15 protein-coding genes and 1 pseudogene are annotated in these 16,031 nt (G+C 52.5%); 12 read left to right on the forward strand and 4 right to left on the reverse strand.

The genetic code is table 11. The features are described from left to right. The 3 genes and pseudogenes from HMPREF9473_RS27560 to HMPREF9473_RS06870 form a co-directional block, all read right to left on the reverse strand. Nucleotides 1-336 (reverse strand): annotated as a pseudogene (locus HMPREF9473_RS27560) (ABC transporter substrate-binding protein); the annotation flags it as partial. Continuing rightward, a complete protein-coding gene (locus HMPREF9473_RS06865) occupies nucleotides 333-1,976 on the reverse strand; it encodes an alpha-glucosidase (RefSeq protein WP_006779350.1) in 1,644 nt (547 codons plus the stop codon). The gene HMPREF9473_RS06865 and the pseudogene HMPREF9473_RS27560, both read right to left, overlap by 4 nt. A 155-nt stretch (nucleotides 1,977-2,131) precedes the next feature. Continuing rightward, the gene (locus HMPREF9473_RS06870; RefSeq protein WP_278245532.1) at nucleotides 2,132-3,193 is read right to left on the reverse strand and encodes a LacI family DNA-binding transcriptional regulator; all 1,062 of its coding nucleotides are present in this window, start codon (nucleotides 3,191-3,193) and stop codon (nucleotides 2,132-2,134) included. 128 nt (nucleotides 3,194-3,321) lie between these two features. On the opposite strand from HMPREF9473_RS06870, the gene HMPREF9473_RS06875 reads away from it, so the two are divergent. The 11 genes from HMPREF9473_RS06875 to HMPREF9473_RS06925 all read left to right on the forward strand — a co-directional run bounded on the left by HMPREF9473_RS06875 (nucleotide 3,322) and on the right by HMPREF9473_RS06925 (nucleotide 12,610). Continuing rightward, complete coding sequence (locus HMPREF9473_RS06875) at nucleotides 3,322-3,693, forward strand: iron chaperone (RefSeq protein ID WP_242830786.1); 372 nt, start codon at nucleotides 3,322-3,324, stop codon at nucleotides 3,691-3,693. Nucleotides 3,694-3,871: 178 nt separating this feature from the next. Beyond that, entirely contained in the window at nucleotides 3,872-4,933 is a 1,062-nt protein-coding gene (locus tag HMPREF9473_RS06880; protein ID WP_006779353.1) for an ABC transporter substrate-binding protein, read from the forward strand. Beyond that, nucleotides 4,905-5,906, forward strand: coding sequence for a FecCD family ABC transporter permease (locus HMPREF9473_RS06885; protein ID WP_006779354.1), 1,002 nt, complete (start codon nucleotides 4,905-4,907; stop codon nucleotides 5,904-5,906). The genes HMPREF9473_RS06880 and HMPREF9473_RS06885 overlap by 29 nt, the downstream gene beginning before the upstream one ends. Then, entirely contained in the window at nucleotides 5,899-6,657 is a 759-nt protein-coding gene (locus HMPREF9473_RS06890; protein WP_006779355.1) for an ABC transporter ATP-binding protein, read from the forward strand. Before HMPREF9473_RS06885 ends, HMPREF9473_RS06890 begins: the two co-directional genes overlap by 8 nt. Before the next feature lie 227 nt (nucleotides 6,658-6,884). Further along, nucleotides 6,885-7,100, forward strand: a complete 216-nt coding sequence (locus tag HMPREF9473_RS06895; protein WP_006779356.1) for a FeoA family protein — start codon at nucleotides 6,885-6,887, stop codon at nucleotides 7,098-7,100. Between the two features lie 22 nt (nucleotides 7,101-7,122). Beyond that, complete coding sequence (locus HMPREF9473_RS06900) at nucleotides 7,123-7,344, forward strand: FeoA family protein (RefSeq protein ID WP_006779357.1); 222 nt, start codon at nucleotides 7,123-7,125, stop codon at nucleotides 7,342-7,344. A 68-nt stretch (nucleotides 7,345-7,412) separates the two neighbouring features. After that, a complete protein-coding gene (gene feoB, locus HMPREF9473_RS06905) occupies nucleotides 7,413-9,461 on the forward strand; it encodes a ferrous iron transport protein B (protein WP_006779358.1) in 2,049 nt (682 codons plus the stop codon). Nucleotides 9,462-9,495: 34 nt separating this feature from the next. Next, entirely contained in the window at nucleotides 9,496-9,759 is a 264-nt protein-coding gene (locus HMPREF9473_RS06910) for a transcriptional repressor (protein WP_006779359.1), read from the forward strand. Between the two features lie 185 nt (nucleotides 9,760-9,944). Further along, nucleotides 9,945-10,307, forward strand: coding sequence for a metal-dependent transcriptional regulator (locus HMPREF9473_RS06915; protein WP_006779360.1), 363 nt, complete (start codon nucleotides 9,945-9,947; stop codon nucleotides 10,305-10,307). Between the two features lie 173 nt (nucleotides 10,308-10,480). Further along, nucleotides 10,481-11,659 carry a CobW family GTP-binding protein gene (locus tag HMPREF9473_RS06920; protein ID WP_006779361.1) on the forward strand — a complete coding sequence of 393 codons (1,179 nt, stop codon included), beginning with the start codon at nucleotides 10,481-10,483 and terminating at the stop codon, nucleotides 11,657-11,659. A 3-nt stretch (nucleotides 11,660-11,662) separates the two neighbouring features. Beyond that, the gene (locus HMPREF9473_RS06925) at nucleotides 11,663-12,610 is read left to right on the forward strand and encodes a TIGR03943 family putative permease subunit (RefSeq protein WP_006779362.1); all 948 of its coding nucleotides are present in this window, start codon (nucleotides 11,663-11,665) and stop codon (nucleotides 12,608-12,610) included. Between the two features lie 104 nt (nucleotides 12,611-12,714). Here HMPREF9473_RS06925 and HMPREF9473_RS06930 read toward each other — a convergent pair whose 3' ends face one another. Next, entirely contained in the window at nucleotides 12,715-14,175 is a 1,461-nt protein-coding gene (locus HMPREF9473_RS06930; RefSeq protein ID WP_006779363.1) for a hypothetical protein, read from the reverse strand. Nucleotides 14,176-14,365: 190 nt separating this feature from the next. Between HMPREF9473_RS06930 and HMPREF9473_RS06935 the strand changes: the two genes are divergently transcribed. Next, nucleotides 14,366-15,793, forward strand: a complete 1,428-nt coding sequence (locus tag HMPREF9473_RS06935) for a D-alanyl-D-alanine carboxypeptidase family protein (protein WP_006779364.1) — start codon at nucleotides 14,366-14,368, stop codon at nucleotides 15,791-15,793. The last annotated feature ends 238 nt before the right edge of the window (nucleotides 15,794-16,031 follow it).

A 16,031-nucleotide genomic window follows, 5' to 3' on the forward strand; every position in this document is an offset into this window, starting at 1 on the left:
ATAATCATCTAAATTCATCAGCATATCGGAATCCAGAAAGCTGGAGTAATTGATCTCCCCGCCGATCCCGATGATGTCTGGCGCGTCCTCCCGGATAAAACGGGTCTTTAAGATTGTCATGGCGTCATTGGGAGAATCAATGTTTAAGCGGATATTATCATGGGTGGCATTGAATTTTTCTTCCAGTTCCTCGAAGATATCCACGGCCTCCATTTTATATTGAACCATATCAATTTGGACCACCTGACTGTCAGCGCCGGCCGCGCCGCAGCCAGCCGTCAGTGCGGCTGTTCCGGCCACTGTGAGCAGCAGATTTCGTTTCCAGCTCTTTTTCATAATACAGGCTCCTTTCTGAGCAAAACCATCATGGCCTCATAGGGACGGAGGAGTTCTGACGGGCGGCTGTCAGGGTAATTGGATATCAGCACTTCGCCGTTTTCCCATTCCCCTGCAAAGGGAACGCCGCAGGGTTCTTCCCGGAAATTGCATAATACCAGAAGCCGGCTCGTCTCATTTTCCCGGATATAGGCAAAAAGGGAATCATCATCTTCCATCAGTGGATAGAAGGCGCCGTCAATCAGTACCGGCTCCTCTTTGCGCAGGGCGATCAGCTTTTGATAGTAATGGAAGACGGAATCCTGGTTGACCAATTCCTCCGCGGCATTGATCATAGTATAATTCGGGTTACAGCGAAGCCACGGTGCGGCAGTACTGAACCCCGCGTTGGCGCTCTCGTCCCACTGCATGGGAGTCCGGGCGTTATCACGGCCTTTGGCATAGATGGAATGCATGATACTGTCTTCCGGACAGCCTTTTTCCTTCCGCTCCCGGTACATGTTGAGAAGTTCAATATCCCGGTATTCTTCGATGTCAAACCGCACGTTTGTCATTCCCAGTTCCTCCCCCTGGTAGATATAAGGGGTTCCCTGCATGCCGTGGAGGACCGTTGCCAGCATCTTGGCTGACTCCACCCGGTATTTCCCGTCATTTCCAAAGTGGGAGACGGCTCTTGGCAGATCGTGGTTGTTGAAGAAGAGGCTGTTCCAGCCCTTGTTGTAGAGAGCCTGCTGCCATTTGGTGAATACTTTTTTAAATGTTACAAACGGCAGCGGCGCTAAATCCCACTTTTCTTTTCCCTCCTGCTGGTCCAGCATCATATGCTCAAACTGGAATACCATGGAAAGCTCGGACCCATCCGGGTTACTGTAAAGCATGGCCCGTTCCGGAGTCGCGCTCCAAGCCTCGCCCACAGTCACAAGGTCGGCTGTCTGAAAGGTCTGGCGGCTCATCTCTTTGATAAAAGGATGAAGCATAGGGCCTTCCTGCATCTGCATGCGGTCCACGTCTTTGCCGATTAAATCAATCACATCCAGCCGGAAACCGCCTACGCCGCGCTTGATCCACCAGTTAATCATATCGTAGATGGCCTGTCGCAGCGCCGGATTCTCCCAGTTTAAATCCGGCTGTTTCACCGAAAACTGGTGTAAGTAGTACTGGCCGCATTCGGGAACCCATTCCCAGGCCGGACCGCAGAACGCGGAGGTCAGTTCATTGGGGTAGACGCCTTCTACTCCGTCCCGCCATACGTAAAAGTCATGGTAAGGATTTTCCCTGCTCTTTTTCGCCTCCAAAAACCAGGGATGCTCGTCGGAACTGTGATTTAACACCAGATCCATGATGATGCGGATTCCCCTATCCATTGCCCTGGCAATCAGTTCATCCATATCAGCCAAAGTGCCAAAAATCGGGTCAATGTCCTGATAGTCAGAGATATCGTAGCCGTTGTCGTCCTGGGGGGAGCGGAACACAGGAGAAAGCCATATAGCGTCCACGCCCAGCGTTTCCAAATAGTCTAATTTTTGGATAATCCCCTGTAAGTCCCCAATTCCGTCCCCGTTGCTGTCATAGAAGCTTCTCGGATAAATCTGGTAGATAACGGCTTTCTTCCACCAGGTTTCGGTCAGTTCTTTCTTCATACATGAATCCTCCTAACATTTCGCAAATCATCTTGTGTGGTTCTTATCTAAAAGGATAGTTGGTTTTGTGAGGTTTTCCAATAAGTAACGGAATAAACCAATAAACTGCATAAAAAAGCCGCCTGTGATTGTACAATCTGCACAATCACAGGCGGTTAAAAGGAACCGATGTTCCTGACGCTTTCCCGCACAATCAGTTCCGTGGGAAGCTGCACCGTATGAAGTGGTTCTTCCTCCCCGCGGATTCGCTGCATCAGCAGTTTGACGGCCATCCGTCCTTTGTCTGTGGGAGACTGCCGGATGGTGGTCAGCATAGGTCTGGAGAGGCGGGCGTAAATGTTGTCGTCAAACCCGGTCACGGATAATTCATCAGGCACGTGAAGCCCCTGGGAGAAGAAAATGTTTATACTCTCATTGGCATAGAAGTCCGAAGTGAAAAACGCGGCCGTGTAACGTTTCCTGGATTTTCTGGCAAACTGCCGCAGAACCTCAAAGCGCAGATTTTTGTCGGACGGAAGGAAGTAGTAGTCCTCGTCCGAAAATGTGATTCCGGACCCAGCCAGGGTATCGCAAAACCCGCGGAAGCGTTCCCCGCTGCTGGCGATGGGCGGTTTCTGGTCGCAGAAAAAAGCGATGGAACGGTGCCCCAGCTTCAGTAAATAGGAGGTCATTTCACAGGCGCCCTCATAATCCTGAAGCCCAATATTGTCATAGCTTTCCTCCCCGTCTCCAAAATAGGAATCAATAAAGACAAGGGGCTTGGAGATTCGTCTCTGCAAAGCCCTGCATTTATCCGGTTCATAGCCTAAAAGAATGCCGCCGCGAACATTCCAGGGAGAAAAAAGACGGTACAGGTCTTCGTCCTCATGTTCGTTGGGCACATCGTAGATCAGGCGGCATCCCGATGCTTTCAGTTCCTGTTCGATGGCGCCAAGCAGTTCTCCGCAGAAGGGGTCCATAAGGACATTCCGGTACCCGCCCATATAAAATGCGGCGGCGACCAGCGTTTCCTCTGAGGTACTGCTGCTGGTTTTTAATGGAATTTCATAATGGTTCTGCCACAGGGCTTCCTCGATCCGCTGTCTCGTTTCCGCCGACATTTTCCCGGCGCGCCCGTTGATTACATTGGATACGGTGGTCGGGCTGACTCCCAGCATATCCGCAATCTGTTTCAAGGTAACCATATGCGCCCCCCTTTTTTGGCCAACTGGTCTTATTTCTTCATTATAACAGACGGGGGATGAATTCGCAAAGACTTATCCAGCGGGAAATGGTAATAGTTGACAAAGAATTTCCAGAAAGTTATAATGATTACGATTCTATTGTTTCGCAGTGAAAGAAAAAGTTGAGGTACGGCATTATGGGAAAACCGTCGATACAGACGATTGAAGAATACATCAGCCAGTTCCCGGACGAGATGCAGCTGAAGCTGAACCGGCTGAGGAAGATTATCAACCAGACAGCGCCATCCGCCGATGAGAGGCTGGCCTGGGGAGTTCCCACTTACTATCAGAGGGGATTTCTGGTGGAGTTTGCGGCATTTAAGAACCATATCGGATTCTACTGCACGCCGTCCACCCTGGAGCATTTTAAAAAGGAACTGGAGCCCTACAAGACAAATACGAAAAACACCATCCAGATTCATATGGACCAGCCTCTGCCGGAGGAGCTGATTGAGAAGCTGGTGCGTTTCCGGTTGAAAGAAAACGGAAGCTGATTCGATTTTGTTCCCATGTCTGTCTGCAGTCACGAATCGCCTGTGACTTGCAGACGGACTTTTGTTTTGTTACAGAGAATGTAATATTGTGAAACAACCCATTCCTGACAGGAAAATGCTGCCTTGCAGAACAGTTCCTGTTACAGGGAAATGCCTCCGAATAAGAAAGGAAACTATAATGACTAGAAGAAAGACCTGCATAACTGTTGCAATGACAATGATGGCGTTAAGCCTTGCCGGCTGCGCCGCGAAAAACACAGGAAACGAAGCTCCGGCTGCCACCCAGGAGGCGGCCATGACAGAAAACAATACCGATACCCAGGCATCTGAAGCTGTCCAGGAAACAGTGGTGGCGGACCAGACGGGGGCTGATACGGCCGCCAATGCCGCCATCACCTTCACCGACGGTCTCGGCAGCCAGGTATCCGTGGAGCCCACGGACCATGCCGCCGTTCTTTCCGGCAGTTTCGCCCAGGCATGGATGCTGGCCGGCGGGCAGCTGGATGCGGTGACCGAGGATGTATACAGTGAGCGGGATGTGGAAATCCCGGACACGGTGGTTGACTTGGGAATGCTGAAATCGCCTAATGTGGAAGCCCTCATCGGCAGTGGCGCAACATTTGCAATATTATCTGCAAATATTGAGGAACATATTGCGCTGCGTGACACGCTGGAGAAGGCCGGGATTACCACCGCCTACTTTGATGTGGAGACCTTTGAGGACTATCTGGGCATGATGAAGATATGCACGGACATCACCGGGCGGGCCGATTTATATGAGGAACAGGGCGCCGGTCTGGAGGCTCAGATCAAGGAGCAGATTGCCCGGGCGGACGGCAGCCATCCGACGGTGCTGTTTCTGAGAGCATTTTCAACCGGGGTGAAGGCCAAGGGGAGCGACAATATGACGGGTCAGATGTTGAAGGACCTGGGCTGTGTCAATATTGCGGACAGCGACAAGGCGCTGCTGGACGATTTGAGCATGGAGTCCATCATTGCCCAGGACCCGGATTACATCTTTGTGACCACCATGGGAAGTTCCGATGAGGCGGCCATGAAATCCGTGGAGGACATGCTGCTCTCCAATCCCGCCTGGAAGGAACTGTCGGCGGTGAAGAATGACAGATACCACGTGCTTCCAAAAGCGCTGTTCCACAACAAGCCAAATAACCGCTGGGGAGAAAGCTATCAGATGTTAGCTGACATATTATATGGAGAAAATAAGAGCGAATCGAACTAAATTGATATTGGGACTGCTGGCAGGCGCCATCCTGCTGTTTCTCGTCAGTGTGAAGCTGGGGGCGGTGAATATCTCCCTGTCCCAGATGGCGGACATTCTGCTGAGGGGCGAACAATCACCCCAGCAGAGAATTCTTCTCTATGTGAGAATTCCCAGGACCTTTGCGGCGGCTCTGGCGGGGATGGGACTGGCGGTGTCCGGCGCCGTGATTCAGACGGTGCTTGGCAATTCCCTGGCCGGCCCCAACATTATCGGCGTCAACGCCGGCGCGGGATTTGCCGTGGTGCTCTGCGGCTCCCTGCTTCCCGGTATGTACGGGATGCTGCCCCTGGCCGCCTTTGTGGGGGCGTTTATCACCGTTATCTTTGTCTACTTCCTGGCCCGCTACACCGGCTCGTCCAAAATCACCCTGGTCCTGTCGGGCGTGGCGGTGAACAGCCTGTTAAATGCGGCCACGGATACGATTTACACCTTTGACGCCGATTCTCTGGTGCGAAGCAGCGGCTTTCGCATCGGGGGACTGAGCGGCGTCAATACCTCCGTGCTGGTTCCGGCCGGGATTGCCATCGTGATTGCGGTGGCGGTGACGGCCAGCCTCCACAATGAGATGGAGATTCTGTCTTTGGGGGACGCGTCCGCCAAGACACTGGGGCTTCCGGTCACCGCCTTCCGGTTCCTGTTTCTGGCGCTGGCGGCGGTGCTGGCCGGGGCCAGTGTCAGCTTTGCGGGGCTGCTGGGATTTGTGGGATTGATTGTGCCCCACATGGCCAGAATGATGGTGGGAGACGAGTGTAAATACTTTATCGTCACCTCCGCCCTGCTGGGGGCCCTGCTGGTGATGGGCTGCGATTTGGCGGCCCGGATGGTGCTGGCGCCCTACGAGCTGCCGGTGGGAATCGTGCTGTCCTTTATCGGAGCGCCGTTCTTCATCTGGCTGTTAATCCATCAGAGAAGGAGGGGCAGCCATGATTGAGTTAAAACATGTGGACGCCGGATATGGCAAACAGGTCCGGGTTCACGGCGTGGATGTGGTGTTCCGCCAGGGTGAGCTGACCGCCGTGGTCGGCCCCAACGGCTCCGGCAAGAGCACCATGATTAAATCCGTGGTGGGGCTCAGCCATATCTTTTCCGGGACCGTACTGATACAGGGGGAAGATGCGGACGTTCTGGGCAATAAAAAGATTGCCAGACTGGTGTCCTATCTGCCCCAGAACCGGAACCTGCCCGCCATCACGGCGCAGAAAATGGTTCTCCACGGCCGGTTCCCCTACCAGTCCTATCCGCGGCATTACACCGACGAGGACAGGCAGTATGTGAAGGACGCCATGGAAAAACTGGGCATCTGGGAACTGCGCCATCAGTATATGGCCAATCTCTCCGGCGGGGAGCGGCAGAAGGTGTATCTTGCCATGGCTCTGGCCGGCGACACGAAGGGATTTCTGCTGGACGAGCCTACTACCTGGCTAGATATCTGCTATCAGATAGAATTTATGAATATCCTGAAGGAACTGCGAAATGAAGGCAGAACCATAGCGGTGGTTCTCCACGATTTGAACGCCGCCCTTCAGTTTGCGGACAGAATCGTGGTGATGGAGCAGGGGAGAGCCGTGGCTGTGGACACGCCGGAGCGCATCTATGAGAGCCGGATTCTGGAGCGGGTGTTCCACATTGACTCCCGCTGTTTCCATGATGAGGACGGGAAATCCTATTATTATTTTCACTAAATTCACGCAAGACAGCTGGCGAAGGCCGGCGGCGCCAGCGATAAAAAAGCTGGGCCGCCGGCCTTTTTGGTAAATTTTTCTAATTTTCCCGAAAGATACGCTTGACATTTTCCGAAAGTTAGCGTATGATAACTATGAAAATGATAACCAATCTCAATAAGAAAAATTGGTTCAAAGGTAATTTAAGTAAAAAATTTAAATAAAAAAATAGAAAGGATGCGATGAGTATGCCGTTAGCGATGGTACTGGAAGGCGAGACGAGGACAATCAAAGATTTCAGAGGTGCGGAGGATATGAAACGACATCTTCAGGACCTTGGGTTTATCAAAGGCGAGAAGGTACGTGTTGCAGGTGAGAACGCCAGTGGGATGATTCTGATGGTGAAGGGTGTCAAGATTGCCCTGAACCGGGGACTGGCAAGTAAAATCATGGTGGAAGACTAGTCGCAGCCGGAGGAGGAAACGCATGACATTAAAAGAATTGAAACCAGGCCAGCAGGGAAAAGTGACATCTGTCGGAGCCACAGGCCCCATGAAACGGCGAATCATGGACATGGGAGTGACCCCGGGAGTGGAGATTAAGGTCATCAAGGTCGCCCCGCTTGGAGACCCGGTAGAGGTGAACGTCAGGGGATATGAGTTGAGCCTGAGAAAAGAAGAAGCAGCCCAGATTCAGATGGAAATGTAGAGAAAAGGGAGCTGCTTTCCTTTTAAATATTGAGTTAGCAGTAACTAACTATGAGGAGAATGAAGAAGATGAGCATAACAATCGCATTAGCAGGCAATCCAAACTGCGGAAAAACCACATTATTTAACGAGATTACCGGTTCCAAACAGCACGTGGGCAACTGGCCCGGCGTCACCGTGGACAAAAAGGACGGCATTTACAAAAAGGACAGAGACGTGACGATTCTGGATCTGCCGGGAACCTATTCCCTGTCGCCCTACTCGGCGGAGGAGATTGTGGCCAGAGATTATCTGGTAAAAGAGCGTCCCGACGCCGTGATTAATATCGTGGACGGAACCAGCATTGAGAGAAATCTTTATCTGACCCTCCAGATAGCGGAGACCCAGATACCCATGGTGGTAGCCATGAACATGATGGATGAGGTGGAGAGCCGGGGAGATAAGATTGATTGCGGGAAATTGTCCGAGGAGCTGGGCGTTCCGGTGGTTCCCATTGTGGCCCGTACCGGAAAAGGTCTGAAGGAGCTGATGGACGCCGCCATAGAAACGGCTAAATCCGGGCGGAAGCCGAAAAAACTGGATGTGTTCGACCCTGAGTTAGCCAATGCTATCTCCGCCATCGCCGATGTGCTGGGCGGGGCCAATGAGGAGAACAACTGGAAAGCCATCAAGCTGGTGGAAAATGATGAGGTTGTCAGGAAAACATTGTCGGAGCGGGAAATAACCTCCGTCGATACCCTGGTAAAAGCGGCCAACAAAAATGCCGACGGCGACGCGGAAGCCAAAATTGCCGACTATCGCTACCAGTACATAGCCGGGATTGTGAAAAACTGTGTAAGGAAGGGAAGAAAAGGACACCAGGAGACCACCTCCGACAAGCTGGATAAGATTCTCACCAACCGTATCCTGGCCCTGCCTGTCTTTGCCGGTATCATGTATCTGCTGTTTGCCTGCACCTTCAGCGAGAATTTCCTGTTCATTGAGGGGCTTCCCAGCCCGGGCGTGTGGCTGGCCGGCATCGTGGAAGAACTTTGGGGCTTCCTCACCGGATTGGTGGAGGGGCTGCTGACGGCGGCCGGCGCTTCCGAGTGGGCATTTTCCCTTGTGATTGACGGCGTGATGGCCGGTATCGGTGCGGTGGCCGGATTCCTGCCGCTGGTGCTGGTGCTGTTTTTGCTGCTTTCCTTCCTGGAGGACAGTGGCTATATGGCCAGAGTTGCCTTTGTGATGGACCGGATTTTCCGCCATTTTGGGCTGTCCGGGCGTTCCTTCATTCCCATGCTGATGGGCTTTGGCTGTTCCGTGCCGGCGCTTATGGCCTCCAGAACCTTGGAGAGCGACAAGGACAGAAAGATCACCATGATGATTACCCCATTTATGTCCTGTGGCGCCAAACTGCCCATCTATGCCATGTTTGCGGTGACCCTGTTTGCGGACAGCAATCAGACGGCCATTGTTTTCTCGGTTTACATGTTAGGAATTGTGGTGGCTATCATCAGCGCCTTGCTGTTAAATAAATTTGCATTTAAGAGTGAAACCTCCAATTTCATCATGGAGCTTCCCCAGTACCGCATCCCCACGTTGAAGAGCGTGCTGATTCACGCGTGGGAGAAGGTCAAAGGATTTGCTATTAAGGCCGGAACCGTTATCTTTGTGTCCACCGTGCTCATCTGGCTGCTGTCCAACTTTAACTTTGGCGGTATGTGCGATATGGAAGAGAGCTTTTTGGCTTCCATTGGAAATGCCATCAAGTGGATATTTGCACCGCTGGGGTTTGCCGACTGGAGAGCCAGCGTAGGCGTGGTAACCGGATGGATTGCAAAAGAAAATATTGTCGCTACGTTTGGACAGCTGTTCGGCGGCGTCAGCGAGGAGACCATCGAGGCTATCTCCGCGGGCGAGCAGGCTCTGCCGGCCATCGGAGAGGTGTTCAACAAGGTATCCGCCTACTCCTACATGGCGTTTAACCTGCTGTGTATGCCATGTTTCGCAGCCGTAGGCGCCATGAAGAGAGAGTACGGCTCCTGGAAATGGACGCTGCGGGCCGTTGGCTTCCAGATGGCAACCGCTTATGTGGTGGCATTGATCATCAATGTTGTCGGAAATCTGATTTTTTAACAAGCAGTCAGAACTACCTGAAAGGAGAGGACTTATGTCAACCCAAGAGAAAAAGAGCTACATTTTACACGAGTTAAAACGGCACGGGTGCAGAATCACCAGTCAGAGACAGATACTGATCGACATCATTTTGCAGGATGAATGCTGCACCTGCAAGGAAATCTACTATCAGGCAGTCAAATCGGACCCCACGATGGGAATGGCCACGGTCTACCGCATGGTGCGGACTCTGGAGGAGGCAGGACTGATAAAGAGGAAGAATCTCTACCAGATTCAGTGCGGGGAACGCTCCGCCTGACAGGACGGCCGGAATGCACCTGGTTTTTCAGTGAAATCCCCACCCTTTTGGGAAATTTCGAAGAAGATGTTGACAATGGGGCGAAAATGCGCCTCGCTCAGGAGTTTCTCAATCACAGTGCTGGACGTAATCCTGATTTTGGGTTACAATAGAACGTAGCAGTGTGCAAGGCGGGAGGGTGAACCATGTACGAATCAGGAGAAAATTATCTGGAGACCATACTGATGTTGAAAGAGCAGCAGGGAACTGTCCGTTCCATTGATATAGCGAGAACCTTGAATTTCAGCAAGCCCAGCGTCAGCCGGGCGGTGAGTATTCTGAAGGAAGACGGATATATCACCATGGAAGCGGGCGGCGATATCGAACTGACGGAGAAGGGGAGAGAGAAGGCGGCGGCCATCTATGAGAGGCATAAACTGCTGACTTCGTTTCTTCAGAAGGTGGCAGGTGTGCCGGAGGAAGTGGCGGAGGACGACGCCTGCCGGATGGAGCATATCATCAGCGACGAGGTATTCCAGGGGATTAAACGGTTTATGAATGAATCATGACGAACAGGGAGGCGGCGCCAGGATGACTGGCAGCCGCCTTCCATTTTGGCCGGATACGGTCATCCGGGAACAGAAATTTCAGGGTTCCTGTATAAGCGGTTGGGAAATGGCACATATTGACAACAAAGGGAGTTTGTGACACAATAGACAATTAGGAAAGAAGGTAGAAAAGCATGACAAAGATAGATATTATTTCAGGATTCCTGGGAGCAGGAAAGACTACATTTATTAAGAAACTGCTGGAGGAAGCCATCGCAGGCGAGCAGGTGGTGCTGATTGAAAATGAATTCGGTGAGATTGGAATTGACGGAGGCTTTTTGAAGGACTCCGGCATTGAAATCCGGGAAATGAATTCGGGATGCATCTGCTGTTCTCTGGTGGGAGATTTTGGAACCTCTCTGGCGGAGGTGCTGACCAAATACCATCCGGACCGGGTGATTATCGAGCCGTCCGGCGTGGGCAAGCTGTCTGACGTGATGAAGGCCGTGCGTGACGTGGCGGCGGAGATTGAGGTGACGCTCAACAGCGCCGTGACGATTGTGGACGCGGCGAAGTGCAAGATGTACATGAAGAATTTTGGTGAATTTTTTAACAATCAGATTGAAAATGCCGGAACCATCGTGATGAGCCGGACCGATGTGGTGGCGGCGGACAAGGTGCAGAAGGCAGTGGAGCTGCTGCGGGAGCACAATGCAAAGGCCGCGATTATCACCACGCCGTGCAGCCAGCTGACCGGCGCCCAGCTTCTGGAGATTATTGAGAAGCCGGATACCATGGAGGAGGACTTGCTGAAAGAAGTGATGGAGCGCCATGAGCATGAGCACGAGCATCACCATGAGCACCACGGACCTCACCACCACGACCATGACGGCGAGTGCGGCTGCGGAGAGCATGGACACGAGCATGAGCACCACGGACCTCACCACCACGACCATGACGGCGAGTGTGGCTGTGGAGAGCATGGACATGATCACGAGCACCATGGACCTCACCACCACGACCATGACCACGCCCACGGTGACGCCTGCGGCTGTGGCTGCGGTCACGACCATGAGGGCCATCACCACGCCGACGAAGTATTCACCAGCTGGGGCGCCGAGCATGTGGCTCCGATTCAGAAAGAGGAACTGGATGCCATTCTGGACGAACTGGCCAACGGCGACGAGTACGGCGAAGTGCTCCGTGCCAAGGGTATGGTACCGGCGGAAGGCAGCGGTGAATGGTTCTACTTTGATCTGGTTCCGGACGAGTATGAAATCCGCACCGGCCAGCCGGAGTACACCGGCAAGGTGTGCGTCATCGGCGCCAACTTAAACGAAGAAGCACTGAAAAATGCATTTGTCAGGAGTTAAAACATGGGACCAGAGATAGAAGACGATATGATGCCGTTGTTTCTGATAAACGGCTTTTTGGAAGCAGGAAAGACGCAGTTTCTCCAGTTCACAATGGAGCAGGATTATTTCCGGACAGAGGGAAAGACACTGCTCATTGTCTGTGAGGAGGGCGATACCGAGTACGATGAGCAGCTGTTAAAAGAGACCAGGACCGCTATCGTATATATTGACAGTCTGGCCGATTTGACGCCGGCGAAGCTGGAAGAACTGGAGCTGTTGTACAACCCGGAGCGGGTGCTGATGGAGTGGAACGGCATGTGGAACCAGGATGATTTACGCCTGCCGAAAGACTGGATCGTCTACCAGCAGGTGACCATCATAGACGGCTCCACCTTCGACCTTTATTTAAAGAACATGAAGCCCTTACTGGGAGCCATGGTGCGAAACTCCGAATTAATCATCTGCAACCGCTGTGACGGCATTGAGGATTTGGAGAGCTACCGCAGGACTCTAAAGGCCATGAATAACCGCTGTGAGATTGTATTTGAGGACGAGGAAGGCGAGATAGAGGAGGTGTCCGAGGCGGACCTTCCATACGACATGTCTGCGGACGTCATCGAGATTGCGCCCAGGGATTACGGCATCTGGTACATCGACACGATGGATAAACCGGACCGCTACCGTGGAAAAGTGGTGGAATTTACCGCCATGGTGTTGAAAAGTCCCAACTTCCCCAAAAACTATTTCGTTCCGGGAAGAATGGCCATGACCTGCTGTGAAGCCGACATGACCTTCTTGGGCTACATCTGCAAAGCCAGGGAAGCTAGAAAACTGGAGACCAAAGAGTGGGTCCGCGTCCGCGCCAGAATCGAATACGAGGAATGGCCCGACTATCAGGGAACCGGCCCGGTACTCTACGCGGAGACCGTGGAGCCGGCGGAGCCAATCAACGAGATCGTGCAGTTTTGATTGAGATTGTGCAGTTCCAATAACAAAATAAAACCGGGAGCATGCCCATGGTTTCAACACCATCCCGCAGCTCCCGGTTTTCTATTTCAGGTCTCATTCAGGTCTCAGCCCCCACCCATAGGCGGCACCGGCGTCGGCCTGTCCTGATCGAACACCTCATTCACATCAAACAAATCATTCAGCTTTAATTTCGATTCATCCGTCTCAATCATATCGTAGTACATCCGATACCCATCCAGATTCCGCCGTCCTTGGCGCAGATGGTCCTCCCCAATCTGAATCCAGTATTTGCTGGAATCCACATTACAGAAATACCGGAATCCCTTGGACTTCAGATAATTGAACCGGTCATTGGTGGACGAATAGGGATGCCAGTCCCCGATATCACTGCCAAAGGGGAACAGAATAATATCCGTAGGCCCAATCAGGGACTCCACCTCCGCCTCCCATTTATCCGTATCCCTCTTAAAATCGGCAAAATCAATGGTTCCCATATTCCGGTGTCCCCAGCTGTGGGAGGCCAGCTCCCAGCCGTTATCCCTCAGACACTGGGCCACGGCCGCCGCCGTTTCCCGGTCCTGCTGGTAGGTCGGTTTGTCGCTGTAAGATTCCGCCGTCCGGTACCCGAGAATTCCGTTGTACCCGGTAAATGCAATCACAGCCCTTGCCCCCTTGTAGGAAAAATCCGGGTGGGACTGGATAAAATTCTCCAGAATGGGAACCAAATCATAATCCCCAACCACAGTGCTGCCATCCTCCAGTTCCATCTCGCAGACCGGTTTCCCGTCCTCCCCGATAATCATCCTGGTGGCAAATCCGTCCCCCTTCATATATTCATAGTAACACACGTCGTCCTGGGACATGACAAAGGCCTTCTTGCCCTCCGGCAGCAGAATGGAATTCTTCACAAATTTGGCATTGCCATTCTCGTCCGTCACCTCATAGGCCAAATCGTGGAGACGCACCAGCACATAACCCCTGTCATACATAGACTGGAGAATCTTCTCGAACTCACTTTTCGTTGTCATCATCTGATTATAGCCGCCTGCTTTACTGTCACCGTCAAAGGCTTTGGAATTGTCCATAATCAGCGTGTGGAAAAACACGTGGGTCACCTGGTTGATATCGTACTCCACTAAAGACGCCTTCGTCTGTTCGTACCCGGTGACAGCCTCCGTAATCCTGGTGTCCAGCCCGTAGATGGGAGCATTCTGAAGGTGTTCTATCGCCCCATCATAATCATACCCGGCCGCGATATCCGCCGCCTCGGCCAGCAGCGTTTCCACCTGGGCATTCAACGCCTGGGCCGCCGCTTCCGCCGCTGAGCTTTCCTGAAATGCCGCATCCTCGGAGGCATCCGCCGCCCTGCCACCCGTCTGTTCCGTGCCGGACGCCGTCACACTGATGGGCATACTGCCTTCCTGTCTCCATTTGCTTCCAAAATAAAAAATGCCGCCCCCAATCGCTCCGACCGTCACGGTCCCGACCAACAAAAACGGAACATTTCTCTTAAACCAGGCTATTCTTCGCTGGCGAATCCGTCGTTTATAATCTGATTTACTCATCTATCTGCACCCACCCTGAATTGAATTAATTTTTAATGATTTACTTTACATAAACCAAAGACTATTTTAGCATATAATTCCATGAAAAGTAAGACAGGAGATGATATTTCAGAATAAATTATGGAAAATGTAATATATAGTAGATTCTCCCTTATATATTAATAAGAGATGAAAGTATGTGAGGGATGTTATGAAGCGAATCATAGGTTTACTGTGTACCTGTTCGATGGTCTTCACCAGCCCGGCCATGTCCGTGCTGGCCGAGGAACCTGCCATGGTGGTGAGCAGTCAGATGATAGTGGGCCAGCAGTCAGAAAATGGAGCTGCTGCCGCCAATACCGAAGGAGAAGAACTGGATGCCGCCAAAGTAGGCGAGGCGGTGGAGACGGAGGCGCCAGTCGCCACCGGAGGAGGTCCCCAGATCGCGGCCCCGTCCGCGGTCCTGATGGAAGCCTCCACCGGCCAGGTGATTTTCGAAAAAGATGCGGACACCAAGCGGAGCCCGGCCAGCGTCACCAAAGTCATGACCCTGATTCTGATATTCGACGCCCTGGAATCCGGCAAAATCAAGATGACGGACGAGGTGGTGACAAGCGCCCACGCCAAGTCTATGGGCGGCTCCCAGGTCTTTCTGGAGGAGGGGGAGGTCCAGACCGTGGAAACGCTCATCAAGTGTATCGTGGTGGCCTCCGGCAATGACGCCTCCGTGGCCATGGCCGAGTATATCGCCGGCGGGGAGCCGGAATTTGTAGCCATGATGAACGAGCGGGCCAAGGGACTTGGCATGACCAACACCAACTTTGAGGACTGCTGCGGCCTCACCGAGTCCCCCACCCACGTGACCACGGCCAGGGATATTGCCATCATGTCCAGGGAGCTTATCAACCGATACCCGCAGATACATAATTATTCAACCATCTGGATGGAAAATATTACCCATGTCACCAAACAGGGCACCAAGGAATTCGGTCTGTCCAACACCAACAAGCTGCTGAAAATGGCCACCAACTTTACGGTGACCGGCCTAAAAACCGGCTCCACCTCCATCGCTAAATACTGTCTGTCCGCCACCGCCGAGAAGGACGGCGTCCGCCTCATCGCTACCGTCATGGCGGCCCCCGACTACAAAGTCCGGTTCGCCGACGCCCAGACCATGTTGAACTATGGCTACGCCAACTGCAAACTCTACGAGGACAAAGAAAAACTTCCCCTGCCGGAAATGCAGGTCAAGAACGGCGTGGAGGAAACCGTCCCCCTGAAATACGACGGAAACTTCTCCTATCTGAGCCTAAACGGCGATGATTTATCCGCCATCCAAAAAGAACTGGCCCTGGAGGAAATGATAGAAGCCCCCATCGAGCCCGGCATGAAAGCCGGCGTCCTGAAATACAGCCTGAACGGAAAACCCCTGGGCGAAGTCCCCATTCTCACCGACGGAACCGTCCGGGAAGCCGGCTTCAAGGATTACCTGAAGAAACTCCTAAACGCCTGGTGGATGGGAAGCGCGGCGGCAAAGGAGAAGACCGGAACGATACCTTCGAACCAGGCCCCGGCAGAAACCGCGGGGGAATCGGACCAGATATCCGAGACACGGCCGGAAGCGAAAAAAGCATCCTAAAACAGACTTAATATTTCCAGAACCAGCAGACCACATTACCATTATCCGGAAGAATTTATGCATAACCATAAACTCTTCCGGATTTTTATGCACTTTTTGTATCTGCCATAAAGACAATCGTCTTTTCCATTCGGACAAAAATTTGGAAAAATATTTCCAAACTCTTGACCAGCCCTGTATTTTAAGGTAAAATAACCCGTACGTATGCTTTTATGTAAAGGAAAAAGTAAAAGGAAAG

It is taken from the genome of Hungatella hathewayi WAL-18680 (genome assembly GCF_000235505.1).
GTDB classification, from domain to species: Bacteria; Bacillota; Clostridia; order Lachnospirales; family Lachnospiraceae; genus Hungatella_A; species Hungatella_A hathewayi_A.

Coding starts and splice junctions, on each gene's coding strand:
- HMPREF9473_RS06865 (WP_006779350.1), bottom strand. CDS start 1,976: ATGAAGAAAGAACTGACCGAAACCTGGTGGAAGAAAGCCGTTATCTAC.
- HMPREF9473_RS06880 (WP_006779353.1), top strand. CDS start 3,872: ATGACTAGAAGAAAGACCTGCATAACTGTTGCAATGACAATGATGGCG.
- HMPREF9473_RS06885 (WP_006779354.1), top strand. CDS start 4,905: ATGGAGAAAATAAGAGCGAATCGAACTAAATTGATATTGGGACTGCTG.
- HMPREF9473_RS06890 (WP_006779355.1), top strand. CDS start 5,899: ATGATTGAGTTAAAACATGTGGACGCCGGATATGGCAAACAGGTCCGG.
- HMPREF9473_RS06895 (WP_006779356.1), top strand. CDS start 6,885: ATGCCGTTAGCGATGGTACTGGAAGGCGAGACGAGGACAATCAAAGAT.
- HMPREF9473_RS06900 (WP_006779357.1), top strand. CDS start 7,123: ATGACATTAAAAGAATTGAAACCAGGCCAGCAGGGAAAAGTGACATCT.
- feoB (WP_006779358.1), top strand. CDS start 7,413: ATGAGCATAACAATCGCATTAGCAGGCAATCCAAACTGCGGAAAAACC.
- HMPREF9473_RS06910 (WP_006779359.1), top strand. CDS start 9,496: ATGTCAACCCAAGAGAAAAAGAGCTACATTTTACACGAGTTAAAACGG.
- HMPREF9473_RS06915 (WP_006779360.1), top strand. CDS start 9,945: ATGTACGAATCAGGAGAAAATTATCTGGAGACCATACTGATGTTGAAA.
- HMPREF9473_RS06920 (WP_006779361.1), top strand. CDS start 10,481: ATGACAAAGATAGATATTATTTCAGGATTCCTGGGAGCAGGAAAGACT.
- HMPREF9473_RS06925 (WP_006779362.1), top strand. CDS start 11,663: ATGGGACCAGAGATAGAAGACGATATGATGCCGTTGTTTCTGATAAAC.
- HMPREF9473_RS06930 (WP_006779363.1), bottom strand. CDS start 14,175: ATGAGTAAATCAGATTATAAACGACGGATTCGCCAGCGAAGAATAGCC.
- HMPREF9473_RS06935 (WP_006779364.1), top strand. CDS start 14,366: ATGAAGCGAATCATAGGTTTACTGTGTACCTGTTCGATGGTCTTCACC.